The sequence below is a fragment of the Actinosynnema sp. NPDC049800 genome (assembly GCF_040656635.1).
Lineage (GTDB): Bacteria > Actinomycetota > Actinomycetes > Mycobacteriales > Pseudonocardiaceae > Actinosynnema.
The window spans coordinates 1-13,724 of the sequence record NZ_JBFAMT010000105.1; the positions used below are offsets into that span (position 1 = coordinate 1).

At 71.4% G+C, this 13,724-nt stretch carries 9 protein-coding genes; 6 read left to right on the forward strand and 3 right to left on the reverse strand.

Annotated features, from left to right (window positions below; translation table 11 throughout):
* Window positions 1–82 precede the first annotated feature (82 nt).
* Window positions 83–1,093: a LacI family DNA-binding transcriptional regulator gene (locus tag AB0I91_RS44000; protein ID WP_498781911.1), complete on the reverse strand. Its 1,011-nt coding sequence runs from the start codon at window positions 1,091–1,093 to the stop codon at window positions 83–85.
* A 151-nt stretch (window positions 1,094–1,244) separates the two neighbouring features.
* On the opposite strand from AB0I91_RS44000, the gene AB0I91_RS44005 reads away from it, so the two are divergent.
* From AB0I91_RS44005 to AB0I91_RS44030, 6 genes are all read left to right on the forward strand, one after another.
* On the forward strand, window positions 1,245–2,483 hold the full coding sequence (locus AB0I91_RS44005; RefSeq protein ID WP_498781909.1) for a sugar ABC transporter substrate-binding protein: 1,239 nt from the start codon (window positions 1,245–1,247) through the stop codon (window positions 2,481–2,483).
* A gap of 4 nt (window positions 2,484–2,487) precedes the next feature.
* A complete protein-coding gene (locus AB0I91_RS44010) occupies window positions 2,488–3,369 on the forward strand; it encodes a carbohydrate ABC transporter permease (RefSeq protein WP_499642200.1) in 882 nt (293 codons plus the stop codon).
* Window positions 3,366–4,178, forward strand: a complete 813-nt coding sequence (locus AB0I91_RS44015) for a carbohydrate ABC transporter permease (RefSeq protein WP_499642203.1) — start codon at window positions 3,366–3,368, stop codon at window positions 4,176–4,178. Before AB0I91_RS44010 ends, AB0I91_RS44015 begins: the two co-directional genes overlap by 4 nt.
* Before the next feature lie 14 nt (window positions 4,179–4,192).
* Entirely contained in the window at window positions 4,193–5,905 is a 1,713-nt protein-coding gene (locus tag AB0I91_RS44020) for an amylo-alpha-1,6-glucosidase (protein WP_499642206.1), read from the forward strand.
* A gap of 218 nt (window positions 5,906–6,123) precedes the next feature.
* Complete coding sequence (locus AB0I91_RS44025; protein ID WP_499642208.1) at window positions 6,124–7,956, forward strand: RICIN domain-containing protein; 1,833 nt, start codon at window positions 6,124–6,126, stop codon at window positions 7,954–7,956.
* Between the two features lie 596 nt (window positions 7,957–8,552).
* Window positions 8,553–11,288 (forward strand): beta-L-arabinofuranosidase domain-containing protein, encoded by a 2,736-nt coding sequence (locus tag AB0I91_RS44030; RefSeq protein WP_499642210.1) that lies wholly within the window; start codon window positions 8,553–8,555, stop codon window positions 11,286–11,288.
* A gap of 99 nt (window positions 11,289–11,387) precedes the next feature.
* Here AB0I91_RS44030 and AB0I91_RS44035 read toward each other — a convergent pair whose 3' ends face one another.
* Together AB0I91_RS44035 and AB0I91_RS44040 are read right to left on the reverse strand one after the other, a co-directional pair.
* A complete protein-coding gene (locus AB0I91_RS44035) occupies window positions 11,388–13,499 on the reverse strand; it encodes a family 43 glycosylhydrolase (protein WP_499642212.1) in 2,112 nt (703 codons plus the stop codon).
* Between the two features lie 76 nt (window positions 13,500–13,575).
* Window positions 13,576–13,724: non-reducing end alpha-L-arabinofuranosidase family hydrolase (locus AB0I91_RS44040; protein ID WP_498786852.1), on the reverse strand; the 149-nt coding region annotated here is incomplete at its 5' end.

Consider the following 13,724-nt stretch of genomic DNA (forward strand, 5'->3'; position numbering starts at 1 on the left):
GGGGGGCGCTGGGGGGGGGGGCCCCGCCCCCCGGGGGGGGGCCCCCCCCCCCCCCCCCACCCCGAGGGCTCGGCAGTGGTGTTCAGCGGCGGCGTGCTCCCGTGCTCGACCGCAGTGCGATGGCCGGTTGGAGCAGCGCGTTCCGCGGGGTGGCGCCGGGGTCGGCGATCTGCTCCACCAGCAGGTCCACGGCGAGCCGGGCCATCTCGCCCGCGGGCACGTCGGCGGCGGTCAGGGGTGGGTGGAAGGCTTCCGCCAGGCGGCCGGCGATGACGCCGGTGATCGAGAAGTCGCCGGGCACGTCCAGGTCCGCGCGGCGCAGCGCACGTTGGAGGCCGGGCAGCGCCGCCTCGTTGATGGTCACCGCCGCCGTCACCTCCGGCCACCGCCGGCGGATGTCCTCGAAGCACGCGGAACCCGCGGCGGGCTCGTCGGCGCAGCAGACCGTGTGCGCGGTCAGCCCGCGTTCCTCGGCGGCGGCGAGGAAACCGGTCGACGAGCGCAGCGCCGGGCCGTAGCCCGCGGCCACCAGCTCGTCGGACCGGTTGATCAGCACGACGTCCTGGTGCCCGAGGTCGGCGAGGTGGTGCACGCAGCGCCTGATCAGCTCCGCGTAGTCCACGTCGACCCACCACGACGCGCCGGGGTGCTCGACGTGACCGATGGTCACGAACGGCAGCGCCTCCTGCTCCAGCCGCGCCACCCGCGGGTCGTCGAGGAGGATCTCCATCAGGATCACGCCGTCCACCCGGCGGCCCGTGACGATGCGCTCGAACGACCGGTCGTGGTCGCCGCCGCTGGGTGACAGCAGCACGTCGAGGTCGTGCGCCGCCGCCACCTCGACCACACTGGCGACGAACCCCAGCTGCACGTCCGTCAGCCGCCTGCTCGCCGGGGGTATCACCAGGCCCAGCGTCCGGGTCCGCCCCTCGGCCAACGCCCGCGCGCTGGCGTTGGGCCGGTAGCCCAGCTCGGCGATCACGCCGTTGATGCGCTGCGCCGTCGCCGCCGACACCGGCCGCTTCCCGCTGAGCGCGTAGGACACCGTGCTGCGCGAAACGCCCGCGCGCCTGGCGATCTCACCGATGTTCATCCGCTCTCCGTCCAACCGGTTCGACAGGCGTTCGATGATATGTCATGCGGCTCTTGCGTGCGCTCCTTGCCGCCGATACGTTGACGCAGCCTCGCAAGGTCGAACCGGTTCGATGAGGTGTCAGCGTCGCCGCCAGGAAGGACCGACCCCCATGAAGCGCACTTCGCCCAGCCGACGCGCGGCCACCGCCCTGGTCGCCGCGGGACTGGCCCTGACCGCGTGCACGTCCAGCGGGAACACCGACGGGAGCGCCGCCGGGCCCTTCGCCGTGTGGGACCCCTACCCGCAGTTCGACGGCAGCTCGGAGTGGGTGAAGGTGATCGAGAAGTGCGGCGCGGAGGCAGGCGTGGAGGTCGAGCGCCAGGCGTACGACACCTCCGACCTGACCAACAAGGTGCTGCTCGCCGCGCAGCAGGGCACCGCGCCGAACGTGCTGGTCGTGGACAACCCTGTGGTCTCCACGCTCGCCGAGGGCGGGGTGCTGCGGGCCAACCAGGACACCGGCCTGGACGCGTCCGGGGCGTCGCCCAACCTGCTGGCCGCCGGCGAGGTGGGCGGGAAGGCCTACGGGGTCCCCATCGGCGCGAACACCCTGGCGCTGTACTACAACAAGGCGGTGCTGGCGCAGGCCGGCGTCGACCCGGCATCGCTGACGGACTGGGCGTCGCTGGACGCGGCGCTGGCCAAGGTCACGGGCGCGGGCAAGAAGGGCATCACGTTCTCCGCGATCGGCACCGAGGAAGGCTCCTTCCAGTTCCTGCCGTGGTTCTGGGGCGCGGGCGCGCAGCTGACCGACCTGTCCTCGACTCAGGCAGTGGCGGCGGTGGAGCTGTGGAAGTCGTGGTTGGACAAGCGGTACGCGCCGAACTCGGTCGTCGGCAACACGCAGACCACGAGTTGGCAGGAGTTCGCCACCGGCGAGTACGCGTTCGCCGAGAACGGCACCTGGCAGCTCGGGAACGCCGCGGAGCTGGGCTTCGAGCACGGCGTCATCCCGATCCCCTCGCGGGACGGCGGCGTCGCGCCCGCGCCGACGGGCGGCGAGTTCGTCACGGTGCCCGTGCAGGGCTCCGCGGACCGCGAGGCCACCGCGGCGAAGATCGCGGACTGCCTGGTCGGCCCGGACACCGTGCTGGCCACCGACACCGCGCTGACCTACGTCTCCGCGATCGGATCGGTGCGGGAGCAGCAGGTCGCCGCGCGGCCGGAGCTGAAGGTGTGGGTCGACGCCGTCCAGGCCGCGAAGGGCCGCACCGGCGACGGCCTCGGCACCCGCTACCCGCGGATCTCGCAGCCGCTGTGGACCGCGGTGCAGGCGGTGCTGACCGGGTCGAAGCCCGCCGCGGACGCGCTCGAGGACGCCCAGAGCGCCGCCGCGTCGGCGAAGTAGCGCCGTGGTCCGCCGCAACCTCGTCGGCTGGGCGTTCCTCGTCCCGCTCGTCGCCTACCTGCTGCTGTGCTACGGCTACCCGCTGCTGATGACCCTCGACCTGAGCATCCGCGACTACACCGTCCGCACCTTCGTGCACGGCGGCGCGCAGGTGATCGGGCTGGCCAACTACGCGGACGTGTTCGCCGACCCCGTCTTCCGCACCGCCCTGCTCAACACGGTCCTCTTCACGGTGACCTCGCTGGTGTTCCAGTACACCGCCGGGTTGGCGCTGGCGGTGTTCTTCACCCGCCACTTCCGGCTGTCGGCGACGCTGCGGGCGCTGTTCCTGGTGCCGTGGCTGCTGCCGCTGATCGTGTCCGCGTCGACGTGGGCGTGGATGTTCGACAGCGAGGCCGGGGTGGTGAACGCGGCCCTGTCGTGGTTCGGCGTCTCCGGCCCGCACTGGCTGACCTCGCCGGACTGGTCGCTGGCCTCGGTGATCATCGCCAACGTCTGGATCGGCATCCCGTTCAACCTCGTCGTGCTGCACAGCGGGTTGCAGAACATCCCGGCCGAGGTGCACGAGGCGTCGGCCCTGGACGGCGCGGGCTCCTGGCAGACGTTCCGGCACGTCACGTTCCCGATGCTGCGGCCGGTCTCCGCCGTGACGCTCCTGCTCGGCCTGGTCTACACGCTGAAGGTGTTCGACATCATCTGGATCATGACGCGCGGCGGCCCGAGCGGGTCGTCGACCACCCTCGCCACCTGGTCCTACGAGCTCGGGTTCGGCAGCATGCTGCCCCGCTTCGGGCCCAGCGCGGCGGTGGGCAACGTGCTGATCCTGCTCGCCGTGGTCGCGGGCTTGGCGTACGTCCGCGTCCAGCGCCACCAGGACGCGTCATGACCCGGCCCCGGTGGCGCACCGCAGTGGGCCTGCTGCTCACCGCCGTGATGCTCTTCCCGGTCTACTGGATGGTCAACGTCTCCCTCACCCCGCCGGGGCGGATGCGCAAGTCCCCGCCGGACCTCTTCCCGGGCAACCCGACGTTCGAGGGGTACGCGCGGGTCCTGGACGAGCAGCTGCCCTACTTCGGGACCAGCCTGCTGGTCGCGCTCGGGACCGTGGTGCTGACGTTGGCGCTGGCCGCGCCCGCGGCGTACTCGCTGGCGAAGCTGCGCTCGCGCGGGCGGGGACCGCTCACGTTCGTGCTGCTGGTCGCGCAGATGATCCCCGGCACCATCATGGCGTTGGGGCTCTACGGCATCTACGTCCAGCTCGGCGTCACCAACACCCTGTGGGGCCTGGTCTTCGCCGACTCGACCATCGCGGTGCCCTTCGCCGTGCTGATCCTGACCTCGTTCATGTCCTCGGTGCCCGACGAGGTGGTGCAGGCGGCTCGGATCGACGGTGCGGGCGCGTGGCGCGTGTTCTGGTCCGTGGTGCTGCCCGCCAGTCGCAACGGGGTGGTCACCGCCGCGTTGTTCGCGTTCCTGTGGGCGTGGTCGGACTTCGTGTTCGCCGCGACGTTGGACGCCGGGGGAGCGATGCAACCGCTCACGCTCGGGATCTACCGCTACATCGGCAACAACAACCAGGAGTGGAACGCGATCATGGCGACCGCCGTGGTCGCCTCCGTGCCCGCCACCGCGCTGCTCGTGCTGGCCCAGCGCTTCGTCGCCGCCGGCATCACCTCGGGCGCGGTCAAGGACTGACCGAAGGGACCTTCGTGGACGACTTCTCGGTGCGGGAGATCCCGTTCAGCCATCCGGGGGCGTGGTTCGACCTGTCCGCGGTCGTGGGGCTCGCCGACTACGCCGACGACCTGCACCTCGTGTCCCACCGCAACGGGATGCACGCGGTGCTGTCCCTGACGCCCGTGCTGGCCGGCGCCCGCGTGACCGCCGAGGTCGCGGCGAACCCGGTCCTGCTCACCTGGACCGCGGGCCGCGGCGAGGTCGCGGCGGCGTTCGAGTCGCCGTCGGCGCTGAGGGTGTCGGGCCACGGCCTCGGCCTGCGCATCGCCGCGGCGGACGCCACCTTGACGCCCTTCACCGGGACCTACTTCTTCCGCGACCCCGTCACCTCGTCGTACGTCTTCACCTCCTACGAGACCGGCCACCGCTACCGGGTGACCGTCCTGGCGGGACGCGAGGACGTGCACGGCGACTCCGCGCTCGGCACGGCGGATCGCGCGGTCGTCGTCGGCGGGGACGGCGGCCGGTGGGAACTGGTGGTGGAGGAGATCACGACCGCCCGCAAGCGGTTCTCCACCGGGGCGACCTTCGCCGAGGTGGTGGCGGCCGCACGGCGGTCGTTCGAGCGGTTCACCGACCGGGTCGCGCCCTGGCGCGGCGACCGCACCCCCGCCGCCGAGCTCGCGTGCTACGTGCTGTGGTCGGCCACCGTGAGCCCGTCCGGGTTCCTCCGCAGGCCGGCGGTGCTGATGTCGAAGAACTGGATGGACAAGGTCTGGAGCTGGGACCACTGCTTCAACGCCCTCGCGCTCGCGCCCGGGGTTCCCGACCTGGCGTGGGACCAGTTCCAGGTGGTGTTCGACCACCAGACCGAGGAAGGCGCGCTGCCCGACTCGGTGACGCACGCCGAAGTGCTGCACAACTTCGTCAAGCCGCCGATCCACGGCTGGGCGGTGGGCCGGTTGCGGTCGAAGCTGCCCGGCGGCATCCCGGCCGCCGAACTGCCGGGCCTGTACCGGCAGCTGGCGGCGTGGACGACGTTCTGGCTCGACCACCGCCGTGCGCCGGGGGAGCCGTTCCCGCACTACGAGCACGGCAACGACAGCGGCTGGGACAACTCCACCGTCTTCGGCGACCGGCGGCTCGTGCAGTCCGCCGACCTGGCGGCGTTCCTCGTGGTGCAGCTGCGGGAGCTGGCCCGGTTGGCCGGGGAGCTCGGCGACCCGACCGCCGCGGCGCGCTGGGCAGGGGAGGCGGACGCGATGCTGGGCGCGATGCTGACGCGGCTGTGGGACGGCACGACGTTCACCGGCCGTGCGGTCGACGGCACGTCGCGCGCCACCGCGAGCCTGCTCGACCTCATGCCGGTCGTCCTGGGCGCCGACCTGCCCCCCGACGTGCACGCGAAGCTCGCCGAGGGCGTGGCGCGGCACCTCACCCCGGTGGGCCTCGCCACCGAACTGCCGGACTCGCCCTGGTACGAGGCCGACGGCTACTGGCGCGGCCCGGTGTGGGCCCCGTCGACCGTGCTCATCGAGGACGGCCTGCGCCGAGGAGGCGCGGTGGAACTCGCCGACGAGGTCAGCGCCCGGTTCCGGGCGGTGTGCGAGAAGAGCGGCTTCGCCGAGAACTTCGACGCCCTCACCGGCCACGGCCTGCGCGACCGCGCCTACACCTGGACCGCGAGCGCGTACCTGCTGCTCGCCGCGGACGCCGAAACCCGACCGGCCGGACCGCGGCGCTAGTTCCCCGCCCCGGCGGCCCGCTTCGGCAACCGTCGACGCCCCGGGTGGCCTGACTTCGGCGACCGTCGACGGCCGTGGCGGCCTGACTTCGGCGACCGTCGACGCCTCAGCCGAACCGGTTCGACCCTTGTCGTGCAAGCGAGCCAGCGCGTACGGTGCAGAGCTAGTCGAACCGGTTCGACCTCTCTTCGCGCCCATCACCGACAAAGGAGTCACGCGTGGCCACCAACCCCGCAAGGCGGCGAGGTCGCGGCGTCACCGCCGGCCTCGTCATCGCCGCCTCCGTCGTCACGTCCCTCGTCTCGCCCGGTCCGGCGGCCCTGGCCGGGGACGAGTCCATCTCCGTCGACTTCTCCGTCGCCGGCGGTTCGCCGACCTACCGGGCCTCCGGCTGGATCTACGGCATGACCGAGAACGGGTCCGGACCGGCGGACCACTTCTTCCGCGACGTGAAGTTCCGGTACATGCGCGCCGGTGGCGCCCAGCTCGACGGGCCCGGCGGCTGGGTGGCGGGCAAGTACGACCGCCGGTGGAACGCCACCCGTGCCCAGCTGCTGCGCACCCGGTCGCTGGGCGGCGAGTTCATCCTGCTGCCGCACGACCTGTGGGGCGCGGACGGCTACCCGATCTCCCGCTTCCCGGGCGACAACGGCAACTGGGCGGACTACGACAACTTCCTCACCCGCCTGATCGACGACGTGCGGGCCACGGGCGTCCCGGTGCAGTGGGACCTGTGGAACGAGCCCAACATCACCCCGTTCTGGAACCGTCCCCAGTCCCAGTACTTCGAGCTGTGGCGGCGCACCTACCAGCGCGTGCGGGCCGCGTTCCCGCAGCAGCTGATCGTGGGTCCGAGCTTCGCGGGCGTCCCGACGACGAACGGGACGTGGTGGAACCAGTACCTCGACTTCATCCGCACGTCCAACACGGTGCCGGACATCATCAGCTGGCACTCCCTGCCCGGCGACCCGGTGGCCAACGTGGCGGCGGCGAACACCACGCTGGACTCGCGCGGCATCCCGCACCCGCGGCCCTACCAGATCAACGAGTACGGCGCGTCCAACGAGCAGAACCCCGGTGACGGCGCCTGGTACATCGCGCGCCTGGAGCGGGCGGGAGCCGACGGCCTGCGGGCCAACTGGGCCAGCGCGGGCAACCTGCACAACGACCTCGGCAACCTGCTCGTGCGCAACTCGGCCGGGCAGCACCAGCCCAAGGGCGAGTGGTGGGTCTACCGCTTCTACGGCTCGCAGACGGGGCAGGTCGTCTCCGTCACGCCCAGCCCGGCCTACGACGCGTTCGCCACGAAGGCCGACGGGGTCGCGAAGGTCCTGGTCGGCGGTGGCGGCACCACGGGCAACGTCGCGGTCCAGCTCCGGCGGCTGGACGCCACCAGCGGCATCGTGCAGAACAACCAGGTGCGGGCGGTCGTCCAGCGCATCCCGCACAACGGCGGCGGCGCGGTCCAGGGGCCGATCACCGTGCAGAACTCCGTGGTGACGCTGTCCGGCAACGGCGCCACGGTCAACCTGCCGCACACCGCCATCGACGACACCTTCACCATCACGCTCCGGCCGCCGTCGAGCCGGGGAGTCGCGTCCGTGGCCGTCGCCCAGCACTCGCAGCAGTGCCTGGACAACGCGGACCTGGGCACCGCCGACGGCAACCGGCAGCAGCAGTTCCCCTGCGAGGGCGGAGACCAGCAGCTGTGGGACTTCCGGCCGGTGACCGATGCGGCCGACACCTACACCGTCGTCAACGCGCAGACCGGCAAGTGCCTCGACGTGAACGGCTCGTCCTCGGCCGACGGCGCCGCGGTGCAGCAGTGGACGTGCCTCCCGGGGGCGCGGAACCAGCAGTTCGCGCTGCGGAAGGTCACCTACTCCGGCAACGACCCCCACGACCGCCAGCTCGTGGCCCGGCACAGCGGCAAGTGCGTCGACGTCAGCGGGGTCTCCACGGCGGTGCGCGCCACGGTCCACCAGTGGACCTGCAACCCCGTCGGCCAGTCGAGCCCGCGCAACCAGACGTGGCGGCTCTGGGGCTTCTGACGAAGCGGCGCGGCTCTGGTCGCCCGGCGATGTTCACGCTCACACGAATCAGCCTGCGGTCGATCAGGTTTGCTGGTCCTGTAGCGGAAGAGAAGGCGAGATCACCTCTGTAAACAACCAAGTTCAAGCGATCGGCGACCCGGACGCGCTGCGGCCCGCTAAAAGTGAGCGTGAACATTTTAGCGGGCCGCATCGTTGACGCCCGGCTCGGGCGGTGGCTACTGTGCTGACAGCCGGGCCGCCGGGCCCGAGTCGGTCACGCATCCGCCGGCACGACCGCCCGTCAACGACGACGATGGGGATTCCGATGCGACGAACACGGCACGCCGCGCACGTCCCGACCCGACGCCGATCGTTGCCGCAGCCGGACGTCCTGACCCGCTGAACCTCCGCGGTCGGCGCCTTCGCGCGGCGCTCCTAGCGCGCCGACCCGTCGCGGCGGCTCCGCCACGTCGTCCCTGATCTCCCTTCGCCGACAGGTCCTGCCGGCCGCACCGCGATGTCCCGGCCGGTCGCCACGGCGGCGCGCCCGCCTCACCGCGCGTGCCGGTCCCGCGGGACGTCACCGGCCTTCCCTCCAACCCACAGGAGAGCCCATGTCGTCACCCCTGAGCCGCCGCACGCTGCTGCAAGCCGTCGGCGTCGCGGCCGTCGCGACGACCGTGCCCGGCCTGACCACGGGGTCCGCGGTCGCGGCGTCGGTGCCGCCGGTCCGGCCGGACCTCGGCGTGGCCGCCCACCCGTTCGACCTCGGCGAGGTGCGGCTGAGCCCCGGTCGCTGGATGGAGAACCAGAGCCGGACGCTGACGTACCTGAAGTTCGTCAACGTCGACCGGCTGCTCTACAACTTCCGCGCCAACCACCGGCTGTCCACCAACGGCGCGGCGGCGCTGGGCGGCTGGGAGGCGCCGAACTTCCCGTTCCGCACCCACAGCCAGGGCCACTTCCTCAGCGCGTGGGCGCAGGCGTGGGCGGTGCTGGGCGACACCACGTGCCGGGACCGGGCGAACCAGATGGTCGCGGAGCTGGCGAAGTGCCAGGCGAACAACGCCGCCGCCGGGTTCAACACCGGGTACCTGTCCGGGTTCCCGGAGTCCGACTTCGACGCGATGGAGGCGGGCTCGCCCAAGTCGGTGTCGTACTACTCGCTGCACAAGACGTTGGCGGGTCTGCTGGACGTGTGGCGGCACATCGGCAACACCCAGGCGCGCGACGTGCTGCTGCGGTTCGCCGGGTGGGTGGACTGGCGCACCGGCCGGCTGTCCTACAGCCAGATGCAGCGCGTCCTGGGCACCGAGTTCGGCGGCATGAACGCCGTGCTGACCGACCTGTACCAGCAGACGGGGGACAGCCGGTGGCTGGCCGCGGCGCAGCGGTTCGACCACGCCGCCGTGTTCGACCCGCTGGCGGCCAACCAGGACCGGCTCAGCGGGCTGCACGCCAACACGCAGGTGCCGAAGTGGATCGGCGCGGCGCGCGAGTACAAGGCCACGGGGACGACCCGCTACCGCGACATCGCGTCGAACGCGTGGAACATCACGGTGGGCGCGCACACCTACGTCATCGGCGGCAACAGCCAGGCCGAGCACTTCCGCGCGCCCAACGCCATCGCCGCCTACCTCAACACCGACACGGCCGAGGCGTGCAACACCTACAACATGCTCAAGCTGACCCGTGAGCTGTGGCTGCTCGACCCCAACCGCGCCTCCTACTTCGACTTCTACGAGCGCGCCTTGCTCAACCACCTCATCGGGCAGCAGAACACGGCCGACCCGCACGGCCACATCTGCTACTTCACCGGCCTCAACCCGGGCCACCGGCGCGGCAACACCGGACCCGCGTGGGGCGGCGGCAACTGGAGCACCGACTACACGACGTTCTGGTGCTGCCAGGGCACGGCGCTGGAGGTCAACACCTCCCTGGCGAACTCCGTCTACTTCCACAACGGCACCACGCTGACGGTGAACCTGTACACGCCGTCGGTGCTGACCTGGGCGCAGCGCGGGATCACCGTCACGCAGACCACGAGCTACCCGGCGTCGGACACCACCACGCTGACCGTGACCGGCAGCGTGAGCGGGTCGTGGACGATGCGCCTGCGCATCCCCGCCTGGACCACCGGCGCGACGGTCAGCGTCAACGGCGTGGCGCAGGACATCGCCACGACCCCGGGCACCTACGCGAGCCTCACCCGGTCGTGGGCTCCCGGCGACGCGGTCACCGTGCGCCTGCCGATGCGGGTCGTGGTGCAGCCCTCCAACGACAACCCCGCCGTCGCCGCGGTCACGTTCGGACCGGTCGTGCTGTCGGGCAACTACGGCAACACCGCCCTGAGCAGGCTGCCCGCGCTGGACACCGCCTCGATCACCCGCACCGGCACGTCGGGCCTGGCGTTCACCGCGCGAGCCGACGGCGCGACGGTCAACCTCGGGCCGTTCTACGACGCCCACGGGCACAACTACACCGTCTACTGGAGCACCAGCGGCGGCGGTGGCGGCTCGGACGCGGGCTACCGGTTGGTGAACGCGGCCAGCGGCCTGGTGCTGGGCGTGCAGGACATGTCGACCGCCGACGGCGGCCTCGCCGTGCAGTGGAACGACACCGGGACGGCCGACCACAACTGGGAGCTGGTCGTCGACGGCAGCGCCGTGCGGGTGCGCAACCGCAACAGCGGCAAGGTGCTCGGCGTGGAGAACGCGTCCACCGCGGACAACGCCCGCGTCCTGCAGTGGAGCAACACGGGCGCCGCCGACCACAAGTGGACGGTCCTGGACAACGGGGACGGCACCCACAAGCTGCGCAACGGCAACAGCGGCAAGCTGCTCGCCATCCTCAACGGCTCCACCTCGGCGGGCGCGCAGGCCGTGCAGGACCCGGACAACGGGACCGCCGACAACCGCTGGCGGTTCGTGCCCGTCGGCGCCCGCCGCGTGCAGAACCTCGCCAGCGGCCTGGTCCTGGGCGTGCAGGACATGTCGACCGCCGACGGCGGCCTCGCCGTGCAGTGGGACGACAACGGCACCGCCGACCACCTCTGGACCGCCGTGGTGGACCCCGACGGCTACTTCCGGCTGCGCAACTCCCACAGCGGCAAGGTCCTCGGCGTCGAGAACGCGGCCAACGCCAACGGCGCCCGGGTGCTCCAGTGGGCCGACAACGGGACCAACGACCACAAGTGGCGGCTGCGCTACGGCACCGGCGGCTACTTCCGCATCCAGTGCGGCAACGGCGGGCGCGTGCTCGGCGTCAACGGCGCCTCCACCGCACGCGGCGCCCAGATCGTGATCTGGGACGACAACGGCACCAACGACCACCTCTGGCGCTTCATCTGAGTCGACGAAGCGGCGGCCCGTCCGGTGTTCCGGACGGGCCGCCGCGGTTGTCCGGCCCACCCGGCCCGGCGAGGCCGGGCCGGGTGCCTCTCGCCGAGGTCAGGGAGTGGTCAGGTCGAACTTGCGGACCGTGACCGCGCCGCCGAGGGCCTGGGTGGCGTGGTTGAAGATGCCGAAGCGGTAGCCCATGAAGAACTGCCAGGCGTTGTTCAACGTGAACGCCGGTCCCAACGAGGTGAAGTTCACGCCGTCGGTGCTGTAGGAGAAGCGGGCCTGGCGGTTGGAGCCGGGTTGGATGTCGGCGTTGATCCGAAGCCAGATCCGGCCGCCGCTGATCGCGGCGCTCGCGGCTTCGGTGCCGGTGTTGGTGGTGCGCCAGCTGCTGTCCATGGCCAGGCCGTTGGTCATGGACACGCGGGTCTGGCCGTTGTCGCGCTTGACGCCGATCCAGGCCGAGGACTGGCGCAGCATCGCGAGGCCGGACCGGTCACCGTCGCGCATCGTGCTGTAGTCCAGCTCGATCGTGGCCGTGGACGTCGGTCCTTGGATGCGGTGCGTCAGGGTGTTGCGGGCGGCGTACAGGTCGTTGGTGACCGTGGCGGTGGACAACCTCAGCCCGTCGTTCACCGAGTACTTCGTGGTGTCGGGGTCGTGGTTCCACTCCCACTGCGGGCCGAGGGTGGTGCCGGCGAAGGTGTCGGTCCCGGTGAGGGGTTTGACCGGCCGGGTCGGCAGCGGCGAGGGGTAGTTGACGCCCCACCGGCCGTTGACCGTCTGGAGGGTAGGCCAGCCGTCCGCGGTCCAGGTGATCGGGGCGAGGGCGGGCACGCGGCCGCCGGGGTAGGCGTCCACGAACGACATGTAGTACCAGGAGCCGTTCTGGGTCTGGACCAGGCCGCCCTGGTGGGGCACGCCGCCGCCGGGGATCGGGCCGGGCAGGTCCAGCAGCACCTGGCGCAGGGTGTAGGGGCCGAACGGGTTGCTCGCCTTGAGCACGTACTGGCCGTTGGCGGGCCGGGTCAGCCAGATGTAGTAGCTGCCGTTGCGCTTGTAGAAGCGGGCGCCTTCCAGCGTGCCGATGTTCGACGGGGTCTGGAAGACCTGCTGCGCGCGGACCTGGCTGCGGCCGTCGGCGGACAGCTGGGCGACGCTGATGGTGCCGTTGCCGTACGCGACGTACATGGTGTCGTTGTCGTCGATGAGCATGCCGGCGTCGTAGTAGCAGTTGTCGATCTGGGCGTGCCGGTTCCAGGCGCCCTCGACGCTGGTCGCGGTGTAGATGTAGGTGTCGTTGAAGTCGATGCACCCGGCCCAGTAGTACGTCCGGTTGCTGGCGCGGTACTGCAGCGTCGACGCCCAGATGCCGTTGACGTAGGCCCGCTGGCCGTTGGTCAGGTCGTACTTCGTGCCGAAGTCCAGTGACGGCACGGAGTGACCGGCGAACTCCCAGTTGACCAGGTCGTAGGAGCGCAGGATCGGCGCACCGGGGGAGTAGTGCATGGTGGACGCGGTCATGTAGTACGCGTCCCCGACCCGGATGACCTCGACGTCGGCGAAGTCCTGCCACACCACGGGGTTGGTGAACTGCCCACCCGGCTGCTGCGGGGTCGTCGTCGTGGTGGTGGTCGTCGTCCCGCCGCCGCCGACGCGGACGAGCTGCCACTGCTGGTTGGCGCCGCCCCAGTCGGAGTACTGGACGATGTTCGCGCCGTCGTTGGTGGCGGCGTTCTGGACCTCGACGGCCTTGCCGCTGTTGCGGTTGATCAGGCGCACGTGGCCGCCGTCGGAGTCGGCGAGGCGGAACTGCTGGTTGGTGCCGTTGCCGTCGGCCCACTGGACGATGTTGGCGCCGTCGGCGGTGGAGAAGTTGTAGACGTCGAGCACCTTGCCGGAGTGCTTGGACTTGAGCCGGTAGTAGCCGCCGCCGGAGTCCACGAACTGCCACTGCTGGTTGGCCCCGTCGCTGCGGGTCCACTGGGTGATGCGGGCGCCGTCGTTGGTGGCGAGGTTGTAGACGTCGAGCGCCTTGCCGCTGTTGCGGTTGACCAGCACGTACCACGCGTTCGTGTCGACGGTCGCCGCCGAGCTGGTCGCCGAGCCGAAGACGACCATCATACCGCCGAGCACGACCGCGGCCATCACCGCGGCCAACCGCGACCACCGGCCGCGCCCGCGCGCGAGGCGACCCGGGAGTCGATCGGGGACAGACATGACAGCTCCTTACCCGCCGCTTCCGGCGGCGTCACGGCCGGAGCCCCCGCACTGGGTGCGGGGGCTCCGGATTCGGTCAGCGCTGCAGGGTCAGCACGCCCGGTCGGTAGGGCAGGAGGCCGTAGTCCACGCCGTCGGAGCTGGGGCTGCGGCCTTGGTAGAGCAGTTGCAGGTTGCAGGGGTCGATGGTCTTGGTCTGGTCGGGGTTGGTGCGGATCAGGTCAC